17 protein-coding genes are annotated in these 18,582 nt (G+C 66.3%); 11 read left to right on the top strand and 6 right to left on the bottom strand.

What is annotated here, in order from left to right; translation table 11 throughout:
* Nucleotides 1-5: 5 nt before the first annotated feature.
* From HOV77_RS17260 to HOV77_RS17240, 5 genes are all read left to right on the top strand, one after another.
* Nucleotides 6-1,277 carry an MFS transporter gene (locus HOV77_RS17260; protein WP_290863478.1) on the top strand — a complete coding sequence of 424 codons (1,272 nt, stop codon included), beginning with the start codon at nucleotides 6-8 and terminating at the stop codon, nucleotides 1,275-1,277.
* Nucleotides 1,274-2,137 (top strand): SDR family NAD(P)-dependent oxidoreductase, encoded by an 864-nt coding sequence (locus HOV77_RS17255; RefSeq protein ID WP_290863416.1) that lies wholly within the window; start codon nucleotides 1,274-1,276, stop codon nucleotides 2,135-2,137. The genes HOV77_RS17260 and HOV77_RS17255 overlap by 4 nt, the downstream gene beginning before the upstream one ends.
* Complete coding sequence (gene paaI / locus HOV77_RS17250) at nucleotides 2,134-2,529, top strand: hydroxyphenylacetyl-CoA thioesterase PaaI (protein ID WP_290863415.1); 396 nt, start codon at nucleotides 2,134-2,136, stop codon at nucleotides 2,527-2,529. Before HOV77_RS17255 ends, paaI begins: the two co-directional genes overlap by 4 nt.
* 22 nt (nucleotides 2,530-2,551) lie before the next feature.
* Nucleotides 2,552-3,808, top strand: a complete 1,257-nt coding sequence (locus HOV77_RS17245; protein WP_290863414.1) for a hypothetical protein — start codon at nucleotides 2,552-2,554, stop codon at nucleotides 3,806-3,808.
* A 77-nt stretch (nucleotides 3,809-3,885) separates the two neighbouring features.
* Nucleotides 3,886-4,212 (top strand): carboxymuconolactone decarboxylase family protein, encoded by a 327-nt coding sequence (locus HOV77_RS17240; protein WP_290863413.1) that lies wholly within the window; start codon nucleotides 3,886-3,888, stop codon nucleotides 4,210-4,212.
* A 36-nt stretch (nucleotides 4,213-4,248) separates the two neighbouring features.
* Here the strand turns inward: HOV77_RS17240 and HOV77_RS17235 are convergent, their stop codons facing one another.
* From HOV77_RS17235 to HOV77_RS17225, 3 genes are all read right to left on the bottom strand, one after another.
* Entirely contained in the window at nucleotides 4,249-5,607 is a 1,359-nt protein-coding gene (locus tag HOV77_RS17235; RefSeq protein WP_290863412.1) for a hypothetical protein, read from the bottom strand.
* Between the two features lie 531 nt (nucleotides 5,608-6,138).
* Nucleotides 6,139-7,458 carry an MFS transporter gene (locus HOV77_RS17230; RefSeq protein ID WP_290863411.1) on the bottom strand — a complete coding sequence of 440 codons (1,320 nt, stop codon included), beginning with the start codon at nucleotides 7,456-7,458 and terminating at the stop codon, nucleotides 6,139-6,141.
* A 31-nt stretch (nucleotides 7,459-7,489) separates the two neighbouring features.
* On the bottom strand, nucleotides 7,490-8,071 hold the full coding sequence (locus HOV77_RS17225) for a helix-turn-helix domain-containing protein (protein WP_290863410.1): 582 nt from the start codon (nucleotides 8,069-8,071) through the stop codon (nucleotides 7,490-7,492).
* 209 nt (nucleotides 8,072-8,280) lie between these two features.
* Between HOV77_RS17225 and HOV77_RS17220 the strand changes: the two genes are divergently transcribed.
* Nucleotides 8,281-10,071: a 5'-nucleotidase C-terminal domain-containing protein gene (locus HOV77_RS17220; RefSeq protein ID WP_290863409.1), complete on the top strand. Its 1,791-nt coding sequence runs from the start codon at nucleotides 8,281-8,283 to the stop codon at nucleotides 10,069-10,071.
* A 68-nt stretch (nucleotides 10,072-10,139) separates the two neighbouring features.
* On the opposite strand, the gene HOV77_RS17215 is transcribed toward HOV77_RS17220, so the two are convergent.
* Nucleotides 10,140-10,349 carry a hypothetical protein gene (locus HOV77_RS17215; protein ID WP_290863408.1) on the bottom strand — a complete coding sequence of 70 codons (210 nt, stop codon included), beginning with the start codon at nucleotides 10,347-10,349 and terminating at the stop codon, nucleotides 10,140-10,142.
* 98 nt (nucleotides 10,350-10,447) lie between these two features.
* Here HOV77_RS17215 and HOV77_RS17210 point away from each other — a divergent pair, with 98 nt between their 5' ends.
* Together HOV77_RS17210 and HOV77_RS17205 are read left to right on the top strand one after the other, a co-directional pair.
* Nucleotides 10,448-11,035 (top strand): hypothetical protein, encoded by a 588-nt coding sequence (locus HOV77_RS17210; RefSeq protein ID WP_290863407.1) that lies wholly within the window; start codon nucleotides 10,448-10,450, stop codon nucleotides 11,033-11,035.
* 22 nt (nucleotides 11,036-11,057) lie between these two features.
* On the top strand, nucleotides 11,058-11,576 hold the full coding sequence (locus HOV77_RS17205) for a hypothetical protein (RefSeq protein WP_290863406.1): 519 nt from the start codon (nucleotides 11,058-11,060) through the stop codon (nucleotides 11,574-11,576).
* A 96-nt stretch (nucleotides 11,577-11,672) separates the two neighbouring features.
* On the opposite strand, the gene HOV77_RS17200 is transcribed toward HOV77_RS17205, so the two are convergent.
* Together HOV77_RS17200 and HOV77_RS17195 are read right to left on the bottom strand one after the other, a co-directional pair.
* A complete protein-coding gene (locus HOV77_RS17200) occupies nucleotides 11,673-13,112 on the bottom strand; it encodes a lamin tail domain-containing protein (RefSeq protein ID WP_290863405.1) in 1,440 nt (479 codons plus the stop codon).
* A 332-nt stretch (nucleotides 13,113-13,444) separates the two neighbouring features.
* Complete coding sequence (locus HOV77_RS17195) at nucleotides 13,445-14,755, bottom strand: cellulose binding domain-containing protein (RefSeq protein ID WP_290863404.1); 1,311 nt, start codon at nucleotides 14,753-14,755, stop codon at nucleotides 13,445-13,447.
* A gap of 233 nt (nucleotides 14,756-14,988) precedes the next feature.
* Between HOV77_RS17195 and HOV77_RS17190 the strand changes: the two genes are divergently transcribed.
* From HOV77_RS17190 to HOV77_RS17180, 3 genes are all read left to right on the top strand, one after another.
* Nucleotides 14,989-15,984 carry a PaaX family transcriptional regulator C-terminal domain-containing protein gene (locus HOV77_RS17190; protein WP_290863403.1) on the top strand — a complete coding sequence of 332 codons (996 nt, stop codon included), beginning with the start codon at nucleotides 14,989-14,991 and terminating at the stop codon, nucleotides 15,982-15,984.
* 283 nt (nucleotides 15,985-16,267) lie between these two features.
* Nucleotides 16,268-17,761, top strand: a complete 1,494-nt coding sequence (locus tag HOV77_RS17185) for an endo-1,4-beta-xylanase (protein ID WP_290863402.1) — start codon at nucleotides 16,268-16,270, stop codon at nucleotides 17,759-17,761.
* Between the two features lie 80 nt (nucleotides 17,762-17,841).
* Nucleotides 17,842-18,579: a CbrC family protein gene (locus HOV77_RS17180; RefSeq protein ID WP_290863401.1), complete on the top strand. Its 738-nt coding sequence runs from the start codon at nucleotides 17,842-17,844 to the stop codon at nucleotides 18,577-18,579.
* Nucleotides 18,580-18,582: the final 3 nt, after the last annotated feature.

Raw genomic sequence — 18,582 nt, 5'->3', positions numbered from 1 at the left:
CCAAGATGGTGTCCCTCGGCCGGCAGTTCAACCTGTACTGGTCCGGGCAGGCGGTCAGCAACATCGGCGACCGCATCACGATCTTCGTGGTGCCGACGGTGATGATCTTCGCGCTGCACTCCTCGGCTCTCGAAGTCGGCATCGTGGCGATGGCTCAGTACCTCGGCATACCGCTGATCGGGCCGATCGCGGGCGTACTCGTCGACCGCCTCGACAAGCGCCTGACGATGCTCGCGTGCGATCTGATCCGGCTCGTCGCCGTGCTCGTCGTCCCGGTCGCGTACTGGCTCGACGCGCTGTCCACTCCCCTGCTGTTCGCCTGTGTCGCCGTCATCAGCGGCGCGACGATCTTCTTCAACGTCGGCGCGCTGGTCGCCGTGCCCGCCGCCATGGAGTCCGACAAGCTGGTCCGCGCGTACGCCCGGCTGGAAGGCACCCGGTCGGTGTCGGAGGTGGCCGGGCCGTCGATCGCCGCCGGGCTCTACAGCGCGCTCGGGGTCGCCGCTCTGCTCGTCGACGCCGCCAGCTACCTGGTCTCGGCGGTCTGCTTCCGGACCATGCGGCCCTGGGGCGTCAAGACGATCCAGGAGGGCTCGGTCTGGTCGCGGCTGACGCTCGGATTCCGGCTCAACTGGGCCGATCCGGTGCTGCGCCGGGTCTGCGTCGCCGCGATCACCCTCAACTCCGGCGGGCCGATCTTCGTCACCGTGCTGCCGATTCTCGCGTACCGGGGTCTGGGGTTGTCGGTCGGCGTCTACGGCGCGGCGATGTCGGTCGCCGCCGTCGGCGCGGTCCTCGGCGCGATCGTCGCCCCGAAGATCGCCGAACGGCTCGGCACCGGCCGGACCATGGCCTGGGCGCTGCTGCTGCATTGCCTGGTCGGCCTCGGCGTGCTGGCCGCGCCCACGTTGCCCGCCGGACCGGTGATCGCCGCGACCATGGGCTGCTACGGCTTCTTCATGTCGTGCATCAACGTCTGCAGCGCGCCCACTCGCCAGTCTCGGATGAGCGCCGAGAACCAGGGCGTCATGCACGCCGCGTTCCGCACACTGACCTGGGGCGTCATCCCGCTCGCGGCGGTGGTCGGCGGCATCGCGGTGGACCTGCTCACCGAGCCGCTCGGCGTGCTGAACGCGGCCCGCTGGACCATGGCGGGCGGCACCATCCTCGCGGCGTTCTCATTCGTCTCGGCGATCCGCGTCCAGCCCCTGCTCGACGACGCCCGGCGCGCCACGACCACCCAGGCTCCGGTCCAGCTCGCGGAGAGTGCGACGTGAAAACCGTCCTGATCACCGGCACGTCGTCGGGCATCGGCCTCGCGACGGCGATCACCGCCGCGCAAGCCGGCTATTCGGTCGTCGCCACGCTGCGCGATCCCAGCCGCGCGCAGGACTTGCTGTCCGCGGCTGATGCGGCCGGCGTGACTTTAGATGTACGCCGAATGGACGTGACCGACGCCGGTTCAGTGGCCGACTGTGTGACCGCCGTGGCCGAGCACTACGGGCGGCTGGACGCGGTGGTCAACAACGCGGGCATCTCCAACTTCGACCCGACCATGGAGATGTCCACGATGGACAATCTGCGGGCCAACCTGGAGGTGAACTTCTTCGGCGTCATCGAGGTCAGCCGCCTCGCGATGCCGTTGCTCCGGGCCGCCGGTGGCCGTTTGGTGACGATCGGCAGCGTCCACGGCGTCGTCGGGCAGCCGTTCAACGAGGCCTACTGCGCGGCAAAGTTCGCCGTCGAAGGCTTCATGGAAAGCCTCGCCCCGGTGGCGCGCGCCCACGGCGTCGCGGTGTCCGTCGTCGTCCCCGGGTTCGTTCCCGGCACCCGGTTCGGCCATTTCCCCGACATCAACCGCAAGACCATCCAGGCCATCTCCGGCGACTACGCGCCCACCTTCGCCGCGTACTTCGACTGGGTGGTCAGTCAGGGCTGGGAGGGGGCCGGGCAGAAGACGCAGGAGGTGGCCGACGTCGTCGTGCATACGCTGACCGCCGACGACCCGCCGTTCCGCGTCGCGACCAGCGACTGGGTCGAGGACTACCTCGCCGAGAAGCTGACCGACCGCGACGGCCGCCGAGTCCAGACCTTGGCCGCTACCTGGATCGGCTCATCTCCTGAGGTCGCCGGATGAACGTCGTCGAGGATCCCGCGTGCCTCGCGCTCGGCATTGAGCTGGAAGAGGTGGCCGCCGGCCGGGCCCGCGTACGCATGCGGACCACCCCGGCGATGGCCAACCTGCACGGCATCGTGCACGGCGGTTATCTCTTCCTGCTCGCCGACGCCGCCTTCGCGTACGCGAGCAACAGCCACGGCCGGCCCGCCGTCGCGCAGAACGCGCAAGTGACGTTCCTGCGACCAGCGGCGGTCGACGACCACCTCGTCGCCCAGGCGATCGAAGTCGAGCGCTACGGCCGCAGCGGCGTCTACGACGTCACCATCACCCGCCACGACACCCTCGGCTCACTCTCCGAGATCGTCGCCGTGTTCCGCGGCACCAGCATGACCGTCGCCGCCATCCGTTGATTCACCGATTCTGGGAGTGGACATGCCCGCCAAGTCGCTCGCCGACCTCGTCGACTTCGCCCGCCGCAACTCGCCGTTCTACGCCGACCTCTACCGCGACGTGCCGCCCGTCGTCACCCACGTCACACAGCTGCCCATCGTGGACCAGAACGCCTTCTGGGCGGCCAACCGCTGGCCGGACAACCAGCTGCTGACCGGCCCGCTGACCGACGCCGGGGTCTACAAGTCCGGTGGCACGACCGGTGCGCCCAAGTTCTCGCCGTGGACGCGTACCGAGCACGCCGATTCGCTGACCGCCTTCGGCGCCGGGATGGTGCAGGCCGGGCTGCGTCCCGGGCAGAAGGTGGCCAACCTGTTCCGGGCGGGCGAACTCTACGGCGGCTTCCTCTACATCGAGGGCGCACTGCACCACGCACCGGTCGACAACGTACGCCTGCCGGTCGGCGGCGCGTCCGACGAGTACATCGTGCACCTGATCGACGACTTCGGCGTCGACGTCGTCGCGGGCGAACCCATGAAGCTCGCGTCGCTGGCGGAGCACATCGTGCGTACCGGGTATTCGGCGACGTGCATCGACCTCGTGCTCTTCGCCGGGGACATCCTCTTCAACGACCTGCGGCCGTTGCTGAGCCGCGCCTTCCCGAAGGCCGCCATCGCCTCCCTCGGCTACGCCTCGGTCGACGCCGGCCTCGTCGGCGCGCCCGTGCCCGGCGACGACGTACGCGTCCACGAAGCATTCCCCAACCGCACCCTCATCGAGATCGTCGACGACGTCACCGGCGAGCCGATCACCGAGACCGGCGTCGTCGGCCGGGTCATCGTCACGAACCTGTTCCGCACGCTGATGCCGATCATCCGGTACCCCGCCGGGGACCGCGCCGAATGGGTCGACCCCGAACTCCAGCGGTTCCGGCTGATGGGCCGATCCGGCGAAGGCGCCCGGCTCGGCGCGGTGTCGATGCCGACGGAGGACATCCGCGCGGTCCTCATCGAAGCCGACACCGACCGGGTCATCACCGGTATGCAGCTGGTGACCCGTCGCTGGGACGGCAAGAACGGCCTCATCCTGCGCCTGGCCAGCCTGGACGAACCACCGGCCGGGTTGAGCGAGCGCCTGATCGAAGCCGTGTACGCCGCCCGACCGATGTATCCGGAAGAAGTCGCGGTCGGCGCGATCCACCCGCTCGGGGTCGAATGGGTGGCACGCGACGGCCTGGTGACCAATCCGCGTACGGGCAAACTCGTGCAGGTCGTCGACGAGCGCCCGATCTCCGACTGACTTCCCTATTCGGTAGCATTTGCCACCGAATAGGGTTCTCACCCCACCCGCACAGAAGGGCGCTGCCGGAGGTACGCATGGAAGACGACAAGCAGCCGTCCGCGGTCCAACAGATGTTCGGCGACTTCGCACCCGCGTTCGTCGGCTTCACCGACGACTTGTTCGACAAGGTGTGGGGCCGCGCCGAACTGGCTCCGCGCGACCGCAGCCTCATCACCGTCGCAGCACTGGTGACCGGCGGCAACACCGAGCAGCTGCCCTTCCACCTGAAGTTCGCCGTGCAGAACGGGCTGACCGAGGCCGAACTCGTCGAGGCGATCACCCACCTCGCGTTCTACGCCGGCTGGCCGAAGGCGGTGTCCGCGATGAACGTCGCCAAGCAGGTCTTCGCCGCCCCCGACTGAGCTCGGCGGCTCGGTATTGCGCCGCCGGAGCTCGGTCTACCGCCGCGGCAGCGGGGTCGGCGGCTGGGTGCCGACGGTTCGCCGCGGAAAGCCGCTCCGGTTGTAGAACGTTCTACTCACCGCCCCAAGGAACTGGCCGGCAGGGGCAACCCTGGCGCGGACGTAGGTGGGGTCGGGGAGTGTCAGATCCTCCCAGAAGCTGTACGACCCGTACAGCACCTTAGTCAAGGCTGTCGACCAGGTCGTCGCTCCACCCACCTTGGTCTCGATCTGGAGGGTCACGGAAGCCGGCGAGGTCCCGTCCGGGCAATCCACCCGCCCCTGCATCTGCCAGAGATCGCCACCGTGATGCCAGAGATATGTGTCCTTCTCCGCGAACGCCAAGTGGTAGTACGCCTTCGCGAACTCCGCACTCGCGCTCGCTGGTTCGATGAGATAGTCGCCATCGAGATACGGTGCGAAAGACGCCTTGTAGGTTCCGTTGCCAGCGGGGACGACGAAATCGAACTTCCCGTCGTCGTCCGTCGTGGCCCTTCGGAATGACCCATAGTCGCCGAGCAGAATCGTCTGACCCGCATACGGTACCCAAGCCCCGGTGACGAGCATCTCCAGCTTTCCTACCAGGTGGATCGGGTCGCCATATTCGACCTCCGACTCAGGTGCCGCTAGCGACAGCCTGCTTTGCCTGATCGAGCTGCCGACGCTGGCGCTGCCGCTCACAAAGTTGTAGGGCCATTCGTAATAGAAGTTCAGGTCGATCCGGGCTTCGGTCGGAAACGGCTCCCGGAACTCGAAACGGCCAGCTTCGTCGGTCGTCGCCGTCGCCCGCAGAACAGGCAGATTGGTTTGGTCGCGGAACACGACGTCCATGGACACAGTGCGGCCGGGCAGCGGTGTGTGCACTCGGGTCGCCGGATCTTCCCACGCCAGGGTGGCGGCGATCAGCACTTCGCGATGGTCGAAGTCGATGATCGGAGGGGTGATCGAGAGATCGTCGAAGAAGGTGTCGGCATAGTAACCGAGCGACCTCGGACACTGGCCGACAAAGGGATCGCCACCGGTGGCGGCCACGATCTCAACGGTGACGTCGTATACGTCGAGTCTCGGCAGCGAGGCGTGATCAGCACTCTGCCACCAACTGTCGGTCGGCGTACCGGACTTCAGCCTGAAGTCCGTCAGCGTCGCCAGCACCGAGCCGTCATTGTCACGGATGTCGGCTTTGATCGAGCCGACCGGCTCCGACCCCATGACATGGAGGGACATGCGCGTCCGGTCGCCGACCACGGTGCTAACAGTCACTGTGTAGGCGGGCGCGGCCGTCGCCGACTGCTCCGAGCCCAACGCAGTCGCCACCACCACCGCACCGCCGACCGCGATCACTCGTCGCCTGTTCATCCTCATCTGCTCCCCCGTTGATCATCAAGTCTGCGGCGGAAGTATAGGGCGGCCGGACAAGCGGCGCAGTCCCGAAGACGGAAGATGCGACGATCGACGCGTGGACGTCACCATGATCAAGGTCTGGCTCAACGGCGGTCGTACGCCGTCCGAGCATTCCTGGCGTACCGGTGAGCCCAGCTCAGCTGGCCGCTGCGGCGTACGCAGCCGTGGCAGCCGGAACCGAAGCGATCTAGTCCTCGCCCGTACTCACACTATTTCTCCCGGCGGAACCGCCGGATCTTGAATCCGATTCGCACGGCGGACAGGACTGCGCCCGCCACTGCCGCGGATAGCGCGACAGGACCTTGCGGGTGCAGAACGAAGCGCACCGCGACAATGGTGAAGCCCACCAACCCGACCGTCTGGCCGAGAAGCACGTGTACCAGATACAGCTTCGTCCTTCGCGAAGGTTTCTTCCGCGACGGCGACTCCGGGACTGGTGGCGTCTGCGTCACGTCGCCTCGACCTCACTCGGTGCTCGCTCGTCGATTAGATGGTTACTGGAGCAGCGTCCTCTTCTCGAATGTCGGCTCCCGAGGGAGGCTCGGGTAGGTGACGCATCGGGCGAATCATCACCAGGGCGGCCACGATGAACAGGATTCCCGCGCAGGCGAACATCGTGTCGTAGGTACCGAACGTCACACCGAACACGTTGTGACGCATGGATCTCAACCAGCCGCTGGCCAGTACGCCCGCCATCGCCATGCCCATCAGGTTGGCCAGTTGAAGGAGCGGACTGAAGACGGCGCTGACGCGGCCTAGCATCGCCGATGGTGTGACGCGCAGGGTAATGGGTTGATCGCTGGCGTTGATCGCGCCGATCGCGATGCCTAGCACCAAACCTGCGGCCAAGGCTGGGGCAATCGCAGTGCACCGGGATAGAGCGATCACCGACGCGCCACCGACGAACAGGCCCAGCCATGGGATCCGGCGCAGACCGACCAGGCCCGCCAGCAGGCCTGTGGTGATCGAGCCGCCGATGGCGCCCACGCCGATGACCGCCGAAAAGACGCCGACCCAGCCGACAGAGACATGCAAGTTGTCGTGGATGAAGAAAACGATCATCGAATTGACCGCACCGACTCCCACCATCAGGATGACCGAACCTACCGCGATACCGACCAGAACCTTGTTGCCGGCGAAGAACCGGATGCCGGCGCGGAACTCCTCAATGACGGTCGAGCGCGCCGGCGCCTCGATCGTCGGCACCTCGACGGCGCGAACATATAGCCACGAGATGGCGAAACTCAAGGCATTGGCGACTAGTGCCCACTGCACGCCAAAGGTCACCAACAGCGGCGCGGCCAACGGCGGACCAAGCACTTGGGCCAGCGCCACCATTGCCTGCATTTGTCCCGAGGCACGGGTTTGGTCGACCTCGTCGACGACCGCGCCGACGAGGGCCAACCGAGACGGGTTGAAGAATTGGGCGAAGCAACTCGTCGCGACCAGCACCGAATAGACCATCGCCAGCTGCGCGGCGGTGGAAATCGTGTGCCGCAGCAGGGGGATCAGCAGCAGACTGGCGATGAGCAAAACGCGCGCGCCGTCGGCAACCAGCATGGTCCGTCGCCGATTCCAGCGGTCCACCCAGACGCCGGCGACGGGACCCACAACCAAGGCCGGGATGGCCGTGGCGATCAGGGCACCGCTTGCCGCGGCGGGCGCCCAAGGTCTATCGGCGGCGATTTCTGTGGCGATCCAGAGCATGATCGTCACGATGAAGATCATGTCGCCGAAGACGGAGATGGCCTCGCCTCGCCAAAGGCGTTGCCAGTTCCGATTCTGGGACAGCCCGGAGGTGGTCATCGCAGCGCACCTTTCGCTTGGGAGGTGCTGATCAATCTCTCGGTTCGATACCGGAGCTGACGAAGATTCGGGCAGCACGCGATCCTGTAGGCCGACTTGCGACGTCTGCAGTCCGATCCGCATACCGCCGCAGGATTTCCAGAAGCTCGGCCTTGACCTCGGCTAATTCCTCGACCGTGACGAAGACGGAGACGGAGCCGAGCGCGTTGGTCGCTCGCCATTGCTCCGGTTCGTCTTCGAGACGCCGAATTCGTTCCTTAGCCCGAGCCGCCTCGTGGTCGATGAATGCGCTGGCAGCCGCCAACCCCGCAGCCTGCGTCTCGGCGTCATCCGTGCGGCCGGAGAGATCCTTGCTTAGCGCGGCCGCGGCGCGCCACGGCTTCTCTCGGCCCGACGTGCCGGGGACGGCTTCGAGATAGCCATATTTGCTCAGGATTCCTAGGTGATACCAACAGCTGGCAACGCTTTCACCCAGCACCTCGGCGCACCTGGTCGCCGTGGCCGAACCTTCCCTGGCTACCACGTCGATCAGCTTCCAGCGCAACGGATGAGCTAGCGCCCGCAGGCGCATGGACTCGTAGCGGGGGTCAGCCGGCCGATCTGTCGCAGTCACTTACTCAACATATCTTGATTCAGGATCCTAAATCAAGATGTCTTGATACACGGCTCCCGAACCCCGGTCGTCATGAAGAAGTGGTAACTCGTGATCGACCGTACGGTGACCGGCGAGCGACCGGTCGAGGCCGAGGTCGCGGGACTTCTGATCTCTCGTTAGGGTGCGATAGCGCTACGAGCGTGAAGATCGTCAAGGAAAGGCGCGCAATGAAGAATCCCTCTTCCGGCCCGTCCCGGCGTCAGGTTCTCGCTGCCGCGGCAGCGGTCGCGGCGGTCCCCGTCGTCGGCGCCGCCCCGGCGTACGCCGGATCGTCGAAGACCAAGAGCTGGGACCTCACCCTGCTCGGCACGTCGGACATCCACGGCAATGTCTACAACTGGGACTACTACAAGGATAAGGAATACGACGACAGCGCGCACAACGACGTCGGCGTAGCGAAGCTGGCCACGCTGGTCAACCAGATCCGGGCCGAGCGTGGCGACAAGGCGACACTGGTGCTGGACGCCGGCGACACGATCCAGGGCACCCCGCTGGCGACGTACTACGCCAAACAGGAGCCGATCACGTCGACCGGTGAGACGCACCCGATGGCCCGGTCGATGAACGTGATCGACTACGACGCCGTCACACTCGGCAACCACGAGTTCAACTACGGTCTCCCGCTGCTGGACCTGTGGATCCGCCAGCTCGGCTTCCCGGCGCTGGCGGCCAACGCCGTCGACGCCGCTACCGGGCAGCCCGCGTACCAGCCGTATGTGATCAAGAAGGTCTCGCTCGGCGAAGACGCACCGACCCTGCGGGTCGGGATCCTCGGCCTGACCAACCCGGGTGTCGCGATCTGGGACAGGGGCAATGTCGAGGGCAAGCTGGAATTCCGCGACATGGTCGCCACGGCTCTGAAGTGGGTTCCCATCATGCGTGCGCGGGGCGCGGACATCGTGCTGGTGTCCGCCCACGGCGGTGACAGCGGGAAGTCCAGCTACGGCCCGGAGCTGCCGAACGAGAACCCGGCCGCGCTGATCGCGCAGCAGGTACCGGACATCGACGCGATCCTGTTCGGCCACGCGCACAACGAGGTCGTCCAGCGTTTCGTCACCAACGACATCACCGGCGAGGAGGTCCTGCTTTCCGAGCCGTCGAAGTGGGGCCAGCGCCTGACCCGGATGGACTTCACGCTCACCCGCGAGCGCGGCGTCTGGCGCGTCACGAGTAAGCGCTCCACCATGCTCAACACGAACACGGTCGTCGAGGACCCCGCAGTATTGGACGCGGTCCGCGCGCAGCACAACAAGACCGTGGCGTACGTCAATCAGGTCGTCGCCCAGTCGGTAGTGGAGCTGTCCGCGGCCGAGTCCCGCTACAAGGACACGCCCATTCTGGACTACATCAACAAGGTCCAGACCGACACCGTCGTGGCCGCGCTTTCCTCCACGCAGTACGCCATCCTGCCGGTCCTGTCGATCGCGGCCCCGTTCAGCCGCACCGCGGTCTTCCCGGCGGGCGACGTTAAGATCAAGGACGTCGCCGGTCTCTACATCTACGACAACACCCTTGAGGCCGTGCTGATCAGCGGAGCCGAGGTTCGTGCGTACCTCGAGTACTCGGCGAAGTACTTCCGCACCCTGGCCGCCGGCGCGCCGGTCGACCCGGAGACGATCAACGACCCAGCGGTGCCGGACTACAACTACGACACACTGTCCGGCGTCGACTACGACATCGACATCAGCAAGCCGATCGGCCAGCGCATCACCAAGCTGACCCACGCGGGCAGCGACACCCCGGTGGCCGACGGCGACCAGTTCGTCATCGCGGTGAACAACTACCGCCGCAGCGGTGGCGGCAACTTCCCCGGCATCGTGAAGACCCAGGTCTACAACGAGCAGAAGGAGATCCGCCAGCTGCTCATCGACTGGGCGCAGGCCAAGGGTTCCATCAACCCGGCCGAGTTCTTCCAGCCGAACTGGCGGCTGGTACGCGAAGGCGTACCGGTCTTCTGACCCGCTCATGGAGTGACAACGGGGCCGGGCGGTCGATGATCGCCCGGCCCTCCCCGTGCACGCACTGTTTACGAGTCATCACTGGCTCGACGCTCGCTGAGTCGGATCACGGATGCCTCGATGCGGAGGAGCAGCCCGAACAGCACGAAGGCCAGACCGACGAATCCATCCCGATATTCAGTCGTGTCGAGCGTACTGACGAAGGTCAACAAGCCGCCGACAACACTTACGGTGCCGATCAGCTTGAGCACAAACGTGTAGGCGGACATGTCATTCATGCGCCCGATCGTACGGCCGTCGCGCTCGATGGACGTCCCGCGAGGACGCCGCCGCACTAGTATGCGAGCAACGTCCGTCCTCAATGGAAGGAGATCGCATGCGCTTGTCCCGCCTGATCGCCTCAGCTTCCGTGGTCCTCGCCCTAGCCGTGAGCACGCTGGCCACCACGGGAACGCCGGCCGCGGCCGTGCCGACCGGTCTGCCCTACGGATACGACACCGCGCAGACCTTCGGCCTCGGTCCCGACGCCAGTTGCAAGCTGCACCTCAAAGGCGACTGGCACAGTTTCGTCCAGTACAAGGATCCGTTCTTCTGGGTACGCTCGATCCTCATCAGCGACGCGGTGTTCGCCGAGGGCGACTACTGCCAGATCGGCCCGTACACGCTGGAGCAGAGCGACGGTGATCTCAGGTTGCTCCGGCCGGACGGCGTCGCGCTGTGGTGCCTGTGCTACCTGCCCGGCACCTCGACCTCGAAGCCGTTCTACGCGTACTTCCAGGGCTTCGACGGCAATCTGGTCAGCTACACCTGGGCCGGCGGAGAGGCCGTACGCGCGACGAACACCTGCTGCGCGACGCGGCGGCACCTGGCGCTGCAGACGGACGGCAATCTGGTGATCTACCAGTACAACGCCGTCTACAACACCTACACCGCCGTGTGGGCGAGCAACACCGCCCAGGGTTGACCTGGGAGTATCCTCTCCGACCATGAGCACCGATGACGACGTCGCGCTCGCCCACCAGCTCTACGGGGTCGTCGCCGACCTGCTCACCTGGCTGGAGGACTACCCGGCCGAGGAGGTGGACCCGAACGCCGTGACGTCGATCCAGCGGAGCGTCGAGTGGGTGCTTGCGGGTCTGCGCACCGAACAGCGAAGCCGGCTCGCGTCCGGCGACCCTGACCCGGCGGATGTGACAACCGCCGCCGGCCTCTTCGCCGACGTGTTGTGGTGGCTGGACACCTGTGACGAGGCCGAAGTCGACCTCCATGTCGCGGTGAAACTCGAGGAAAGCTGTGTCGGCTACCTGGACGAACTGTCGGAGCCGCAGCGTCGGCGGCTGATCGAGATACTCGGCGAGATGGCCGCGGTGGAATCGCACGACGGCCGCCGGTACGAGCTGCGCGTCCTGCCGTACGCAGTCGGCCTCGTCGATGAGGAGCCCGACGCCGAGCGGCCGTCCCCGCGTACATGGGTGCCCCCCGAGGCTCGGGTCACCGGCGCGTGAACGCACCTTCGGCTGCTCCTGCGAGGACGGCGCACTGACCCCCGCAGGGCTGCTCGGGCCGACCATTCGAGGTCGGCCCGAGCAGTGCGTCGAGGCTTAGTACACAGTGCCGTCGGCGCGCTGGCCAGGTGAGCGGGGCAGCGAGCTGATGGTGTTGTGCTTGACCCAGACCCCGGTCGCGGCGCCGTCGGGGCTTCGGTTGATGGACACCCCGTCGGTGTCCGCCTGGCTCGAGGTGTAGCTCATCGACTGGACCGTCGCTCCGGCCGAATCCTGCAGGATCACCTGGTCGCCGCTGTTGGACAGGCTGAGGCCGCCGGTGCTTGCGGGCACGGCCACGATGCCACCGGGGATCCCGGCGCTCGCGCCGAACACGGTGATCGCCTTGCCTGGCTGCAGCGTCGTGCCGGCCGCGAACGTGTGTCGCACTGCGGACCCGTCGCGGAGGGTCCAACCGGCGATGCTGATCGACGTGCCGCCGATGTTCACGATCTCGATCGCCTCCCCCGCGGTGCTGCTGCCCGGTTCGTTGGCCAGTACTTCGTTGATGATCACGTTGGCGGCTCCACCGCCGCCACCACCACCGATGACGAAGTTGTAGCGAGCGAACACCGGGTAATGGTCGCTGGTCGTCGTCGCGTAGTTCGGGATGTAGGCCTGCGGCTGGAAGGCGGTTGCCGAACCGGCTACGTACTTCGCCTGCACCTCGTTGGTGATGAGCTGGTGGTCGATGAAGTCCGGGTAGCCGGCCGTCGACGGGACGCCCGCGAGCGACAAGGCCCGCGTCGGGAACGTGTAGCGCGCCGGGTCGTTCACGAAGTTGATGTAGGGCGAAGCGTTCCCGGAGGTGATGGAGGTGTCGACGTCGTCGTTCCAGTCGCCGATGACGAAGACGTTCTGGGTGGGGTAGGTCGTGTCGAGGTACGACTTGAGGGCCTGCGATGCCGGGTTACGCAGGTTCCACGCATCCTGGGTGGAGCCGGACTTCGCGTGCAGGACGATGAAGACGAGGTCACGCGTGACACCGTCGAACGTCCCGCGCAACGTGAACTCGACCGGCGGGCGGCCGGCGAAGTTGCTGTTCTGGCTGGTCAGGATGACCTTCGCGCTCACCAGGCTCGCCACGCTGGAACGCCAGACGAGGGCGACCTTCTGCTCGGTGTTGCCGAAGTCCGAGTAGTACTGCGCACCGTTCGTTACGATCGGGTCGTTGGCCACGACACCGGTGTATCCGGGCATGCCGGCGACGAGTGTGTTGAACGCCGAGGTGCTGACAACCTCGGACAGACCCCACACGTCCATGTCGGCGCCTGCCATGACGGTGCGGACGTTCTGCTGCTGAAGCGCCTCGTCCGTCGGGCCGAAGTCCGGCGAGCCGAACCACTCGACGTTCCAGTTTCCGACGTCGAGCTGCGTCGGCGACCCCTGCGAAGGAACCGCGGCGGCGGCAGGTGCCGCCGGGGTTGTGACGACCGCTGCCAGCATCATGGCGGCGGCCACGGCCACCCTTGTGAGCACGCGGAACTTGGGTTTCATCGACAAGACACCCCTCCGAGTCGGTGTGACGGATTGACCCGCACCAATTGTGTCGGCGGGCTGAGGGAAGTGTCCAGGCACGACGGTCGGCGTACATCGTGCATGCTGCGAACGCGCAGTCACGTCTGGGTGAACATTCGGTTCGTCGCCCGGGAATCTGACCGTCGGCCGCCTCCGCGATAATGCCTGCAGATCAGGGTTACGCAGCCCAAAAGCGCCCCGGGAAGCATGCATAACCCTGATCTGCAGGGAAAACTAGGCCAGCCGTTGACCTGGTCGCCGCGCGGCATGAGCCCCGAGCCGTCAGGCGGCCCGGGGCTCATGCTGGGAAATCAGGGACTGGTGCAGGTCAGCGACGGGTTCGACGGGCTGCCGTTGGCGAGGAAGCCGAAGGTCGTCGACGCGTTGGTCGCCAGCGAGCCGTTGTAGTCGACGTTCCGCATCGTCACGGCCGAGCCGGAGGAGGTAAGCGTCGCGCTCCAGACTTGGGTGATGGTCTGGCCGCTGGCCAGCGTCCACTGGACGGTCCAGCCCCTGATCGGCGCGTTGCCCGCAGTGACGGTCACTTCACCCTGGAAGCCGCCCGGCCACGAGTTGATCGTCCGATAGGTGGCGCTGCAGGCCCCGGCCGGATTCGGGCTGCTGGAGCTGCTCGGCGATGCGCTGGCTGATGCCGACGGGCTGGTCGATGCCGACGGGCTGCTCGACGGCGACGAGGTGGACGACGGCGAGCTGCTCGGTGACGGGCTGGCGGGGAACTGGGCGAGGAAGGTGTTCACCTCGGCCGACGTCCACGTACGCGTACCGCTAGTTGAAGTGCTGCCGTCCACGGGGCTGGGCGTGTGATCGCCGTCGAACGCCGCCCACTGGACCGGATAGCCGGACCGGCATCCACTGTAGGCGGTGGTGATGTGCGTGAGACTGCCCTGGGCGGGCTCGCGGGGACTCTGCGCCGTACAACCGTTGTTTCGCACGAAGGTGTCGCGTAGCGATCGTCCGTTGGAGATGTTGAGCACGCTGTCGTGAGTGCCGTGGATGCCGAAGTACGCGACCGGCTGCGTTCCGCCGCTACATCCGCTGAGGTTCGCGCCGGAGTAGACCACGACTGCACGGAAGACGGTGGGCCGGGCGCAGGCCAGGGCGTAGCTCATCGAACCGCCGTAGCTCCAGCCCATGGCGAAGACCTGGCTGGTGTCGACACACAAGTCGCCTTCGACGAGTCGGATGATGTCGTCGACGAGGGTGATGTCGCGGCCGTTCGTGTTGGCCCAGCCGTTGTCGATGCCTTGCGGGGCGACGAAGATCGTGCTGCCGTTCGACAGCTGCTTCTGACCGTAGAACGCCCAGGTCGCTCCGTCGGACCCACCGGTGGCGACGTCGTTGGCGGTCCCGTTGAGCCAGTGCAGCCCGAAGATGAGCCGGTACGCGTGGGTGTTGTTGTAGCCGCTGGGGATGCTCAGGATGTAGCTGCGGTTCTGACCGCCGCTCTGGATCGAACGGGTTCCGCTGGTGAGCGTCGGCGCCTTGCCGCAGCCGGCCGTCGGACCGGCCTGCGCCAGCCGCGGCACGAGCAGAACCACTCCGGCCAGTGCCAAGGTCAGCAGGCTGGCCAGGATCCATCGATGCCGGGCTGGTGTGCTCATTCGTCTCATGACACTTCCTCGATCGCAACAGTCTGCGGGTCGGCCCGGCCCCGACTGGATTTCCCGAGATCCGGCCCTCCCGCGTACGCGGTCGGCCTCCACTCAGGATTTATGTCAGGCAGTGTGCCTGCCGGACGCCGAACTGTCAATCGATGCTGCCGGATGCGGAGGTCGGCACCTATCATGGGCACGGCCCAAGTCGTGGGCCGATCCGTCGCAGCGCCGGAGTCGCCGTGGTCAGTCCATTCCAGATCGAGGAGATCTTTCCCGATGCGGCGACTGGGTCGCGGCTGCCCCGGCGGCAGGAGGGCAGCTCGGCGCAGGCGCTCACGGCAACTCTTGTCGCCGACTACACGCTGCCCGAACGCATCTGGCTACCGTCGGCCGCCATCGTGGCGCTGCTCGTCGAGTCGGGCGTCAGCGGCGGCGCTGCGCGCACCGCGCTCAGCCGCCTGACGCGCCGCGGCGTACTGGAGAGCACCCGCGACGGCCGGCACAGCTCTCACCGGCTGACGTCAGCGGCCGCGAGTGAGCTGATGGCCGGGGGTTCCTGGATCGCCCGCTTCGGTGATCACGACCGCGTCTGGGACGGGTCCTGGACGCTGGTGGCCTTCTCGCTGCCGGAGGAGCAGGGGGCACAGCGCCGATCATTGCGCGCAGAGCTGCGATGGCTGGGCTTCGCGCCGCTCTATGACGGTCTGTGGGTGTCGCCCGACGAGATCAACCCGACGGTCGAACGACGTCTCGGCGCTGTCGCGTTCGGTGCGCTGACCGTCTTTCGAGCCAGGCAGGCGGAGCTGGCCGTCGGCGCGAACCGCAGTCCAGTCGACGCATGGGACCTGCCCGCCATCGCCGAGCACTACGAGCACTTCGACCGCCGGTGGCGACCACTGCTGCCCCAAGTACGCCGAGGCGAGATAACGGGTGCCGGGGCAGTCCAAGCGCGTACGCAGATCATGGACGCGTACCGGCGCATTCCGTTGCTGGATCCGCAGTTGCCGACCGAGCTCCTGCCGTCCGGCTGGCCTCGGTCACGGGCGCGCGAACTCTTCGTGTCCATCTACGACGGGCTGGCCGGTCAGGCCGAGAAGCACGTTCGAGCAGTCGTGAGCCGGTCCCCCGGGACGCCCCGGACTGTCGCGATCCACGCCCAGAGCATCGCGGACATGGCCCGCAATCTTTCCGAGACGAGTCCGCAAGTTCCGGAATCTCCCCAGCGGATCACCTGACCGGGTGAGACCGGATCGGCTCCGGATCGATCGCCGGCCCAAGATGGACCGAACTGCCGACTATCCCTTTGGCCTGGCGATCCGCCGAGCAGATCGGCCTCCGAACACATGAGTCCCTTGTGGATCGAGGAACATAAGGGTCGAGAGTCTTCCGGAAACATTTCGGAAACTCCCCATTGCGGAGGTGCCTCAGTGCGTGGCAGCATGCCTCGGTATCGACGCCCGCCCATGCCGCGCCGGTCGCTTCGTCCAGCGCCGACGCCGCAACCGAAAGGAGTCCATGATGTCAGCACGTCCTCCTGCGCATCGTGGCGAAGACCAAGGCAGACCGACAGCACTACGCCGGGCATTGATCATCGGTGCGACCAGCGCGCTAGCCGTCCTGACCGGAATGATGGTGATCCCCGATGCCAACGCGGCAGCGAGCACCCTGGGTGCTGCGGCTGCGCAGTCGGGCCGGTATTTCGGGACGGCGATCGCGGGTGGCCGGCTCGGTGATTCGGCGTACACGACGATCGCGGCTCGTGAGTTCAACATGGTGACGGCCGAGAACGAGATGAAGATCGACGCGACGGAGCCGCAGCGTGGGCAGTTCACGTTCAGCGCCGGTGACAACATCTACAACTGGGCCACCCAACGCGGAATCAAAATGCGTGGCCACACCCTGGCCTGGCACTCCCAACAGCCCGGCTGGATGCAAAGCCTGTCCGGCTCCACCCTCCGTCAGGCGATGATCGATCACATCAACGGTGTGATGGCGCATTACAAGGGCAAGCTGGCCGCGTGGGACGTGGTGAACGAGGCGTTCAACGAGGACGGCAGCCGCCGTCAGTCGAATCTGCAGGGCACCGGCAACGACTGGATCGAGGTGGCGTTCCGCACGGCTCGTAACGCCGATCCGTCGGTGAAGTTGTGTTACAACGACTACAACATCGAGAACTGGTCGTACGCCAAGACGCAGGGCGTGTATCGGATGATCCAGGACTTCAAGTCCCGGGGCGTGCCGATCGACTGCGTCGGTCTGCAGACGCACTTCACCGGCGGCAGCTCGCTGCCGAGCAACTTCCAGACGACCCTGTCGAGCTTCGCCGCGCTCGGCGTGGACGTGGCGTTGACCGAGGTCGACGTCACCAACGCGTCCACGTCGCAGTACGCCGGGTTGACCCAGGCGTGCATGAACGTCGCACGGTGCATCGGGATCACGGTCTGGGGCGTACGCGACAGCGACTCGTGGCGTTCCAGCGAGAGCCCGCTGCTGTTCGACGGCGGCGGCAACAAGAAGGCCGCGTACACGTCGGTATTGAACGTCCTCAACAGCGCGAACCCGAATCCGTCGACCACGACGTCCTCACCCGCGCCTTCGACCTCGCCGACTACCTCCCCGCCGCCGTCCGGCGGCCCCAGCAAGATCGTCGGTTCGCAATCCGGCCGCTGCATCGACGTCCCGAACTCCTCGCACAACAACGGCACGAGAGTGCAGCTCTACGACTGCCACGGGCTGACCAACCAGCAGTGGACCTACACCGCCAGCAAGCAGCTGACCGTGTACGGCAACATGTGCCTGGACGCGGCCGGCTCCGGCAACTCCGCGGCCGTCCAGATCTACAGCTGCAACGGTCAGACCAACCAGCAGTGGAACGTCAACTCCAACGGCACGATCACCGGCGTGCAGTCCGGCCGGTGCATCGACGTCTGGGGCACCGGCAACGGCCAGCAGGTGCAGATCTACGACTGCAACGGCCAGGCGAACCAGCAGTTCCGGCTGGTCGCGCTGTAGGTTTCAGCGGAGGGGTCGTCGCCACGGCGGCCCCTCCACCACGCCCCGCGCCGTCGATAAGTACGGCGTACCGTGTGGCGATGCCGACCGAGCCCGAGATCACCTTTGCCCTGTACACGGCCGATCTGAGCACGGCCGCCGGCTTTGCAGGGGCCGGTAGCTGCGCGGTCTGCGCCCAGCAAGCGGCCAAGTGCTTCCGGCTCGAGGTCGGCACGGCCGTCATCCATACGTGCAACGGTTGCGGCAGTCCGACCGCCATCTCATCAGACGCACACAGCCTCGCGGAGGCTTCCTGTCCGCGATGCAGCCGCACGCTCGCGGCCCATCCCCTTTCCGAAGATCAACTGGTATGCACCAGCTGCCTGAGCGCGGGCCGGGCGGCGTTCACAAAAGACACCGAGTTCGGCATGGTGCGCTGGGAGGACGCCGTGGCCGGGCGTACGCACGGCGTGCCGGGGCTGAGTAGTGCAGGTGGTCTGGCCACTGTGCCGGCCGAGGACGGCTGGACGAGCGTACTCGTCGATCCAGAAGTTCTGCTGGAGCTTGTACGCACCCCGACGTACATCACGTGGCAAGGCGAGCAATGGTTGTTCTGCTGCCAGCGTCCGATGACGTTCATCGGCGAATGGTCCCAGCAGGAACTCGCTCAGCACTCCGATGGAGACCTCGCCTCGACATTCCTAGTTGTGTTCGATGACGCCCAGCCTTGGGTGTTGGAATACATGCCCGCGAGCCCCACTGTGAATACGGACTGGGGCTTCTACGCGTTTCGCTGTCGACACTGCGATCGCGTCCGCGGACACTTCGACATGTCGTAGTCG

Origin of the sequence: Hamadaea sp., assembly GCF_013362815.1 — a bacterium.
Classification (GTDB): Bacteria; Actinomycetota; Actinomycetes; order Mycobacteriales; family Micromonosporaceae; genus Hamadaea.
The sequence above is the reverse complement of the archived record's forward strand: the minus strand, read 5'-3'. Positions and strand labels throughout refer to the sequence as shown.

What these genes read in the sequence shown, in the direction of transcription:
- HOV77_RS17260 (WP_290863478.1), top strand. Translation starts at nt 6, where the DNA reads ATGGTGTCCCTCGGCCGGCAGTTCAACCTGTACTGGTCCGGGCAGGCG.
- paaI (WP_290863415.1), top strand. Translation starts at nt 2,134, where the DNA reads ATGAACGTCGTCGAGGATCCCGCGTGCCTCGCGCTCGGCATTGAGCTG.
- HOV77_RS17245 (WP_290863414.1), top strand. Translation starts at nt 2,552, where the DNA reads ATGCCCGCCAAGTCGCTCGCCGACCTCGTCGACTTCGCCCGCCGCAAC.
- HOV77_RS17240 (WP_290863413.1), top strand. Translation starts at nt 3,886, where the DNA reads ATGGAAGACGACAAGCAGCCGTCCGCGGTCCAACAGATGTTCGGCGAC.
- HOV77_RS17235 (WP_290863412.1), bottom strand. Translation starts at nt 5,607, where the DNA reads ATGAACAGGCGACGAGTGATCGCGGTCGGCGGTGCGGTGGTGGTGGCG.
- HOV77_RS17230 (WP_290863411.1), bottom strand. Translation starts at nt 7,458, where the DNA reads ATGACCACCTCCGGGCTGTCCCAGAATCGGAACTGGCAACGCCTTTGG.
- HOV77_RS17220 (WP_290863409.1), top strand. Translation starts at nt 8,281, where the DNA reads ATGAAGAATCCCTCTTCCGGCCCGTCCCGGCGTCAGGTTCTCGCTGCC.
- HOV77_RS17215 (WP_290863408.1), bottom strand. Translation starts at nt 10,349, where the DNA reads ATGAATGACATGTCCGCCTACACGTTTGTGCTCAAGCTGATCGGCACC.
- HOV77_RS17210 (WP_290863407.1), top strand. Translation starts at nt 10,448, where the DNA reads ATGCGCTTGTCCCGCCTGATCGCCTCAGCTTCCGTGGTCCTCGCCCTA.
- HOV77_RS17205 (WP_290863406.1), top strand. Translation starts at nt 11,058, where the DNA reads ATGAGCACCGATGACGACGTCGCGCTCGCCCACCAGCTCTACGGGGTC.
- HOV77_RS17200 (WP_290863405.1), bottom strand. Translation starts at nt 13,112, where the DNA reads ATGAAACCCAAGTTCCGCGTGCTCACAAGGGTGGCCGTGGCCGCCGCC.
- HOV77_RS17195 (WP_290863404.1), bottom strand. Translation starts at nt 14,755, where the DNA reads ATGAGCACACCAGCCCGGCATCGATGGATCCTGGCCAGCCTGCTGACC.
- HOV77_RS17185 (WP_290863402.1), top strand. Translation starts at nt 16,268, where the DNA reads ATGTCAGCACGTCCTCCTGCGCATCGTGGCGAAGACCAAGGCAGACCG.
- HOV77_RS17180 (WP_290863401.1), top strand. Translation starts at nt 17,842, where the DNA reads ATGCCGACCGAGCCCGAGATCACCTTTGCCCTGTACACGGCCGATCTG.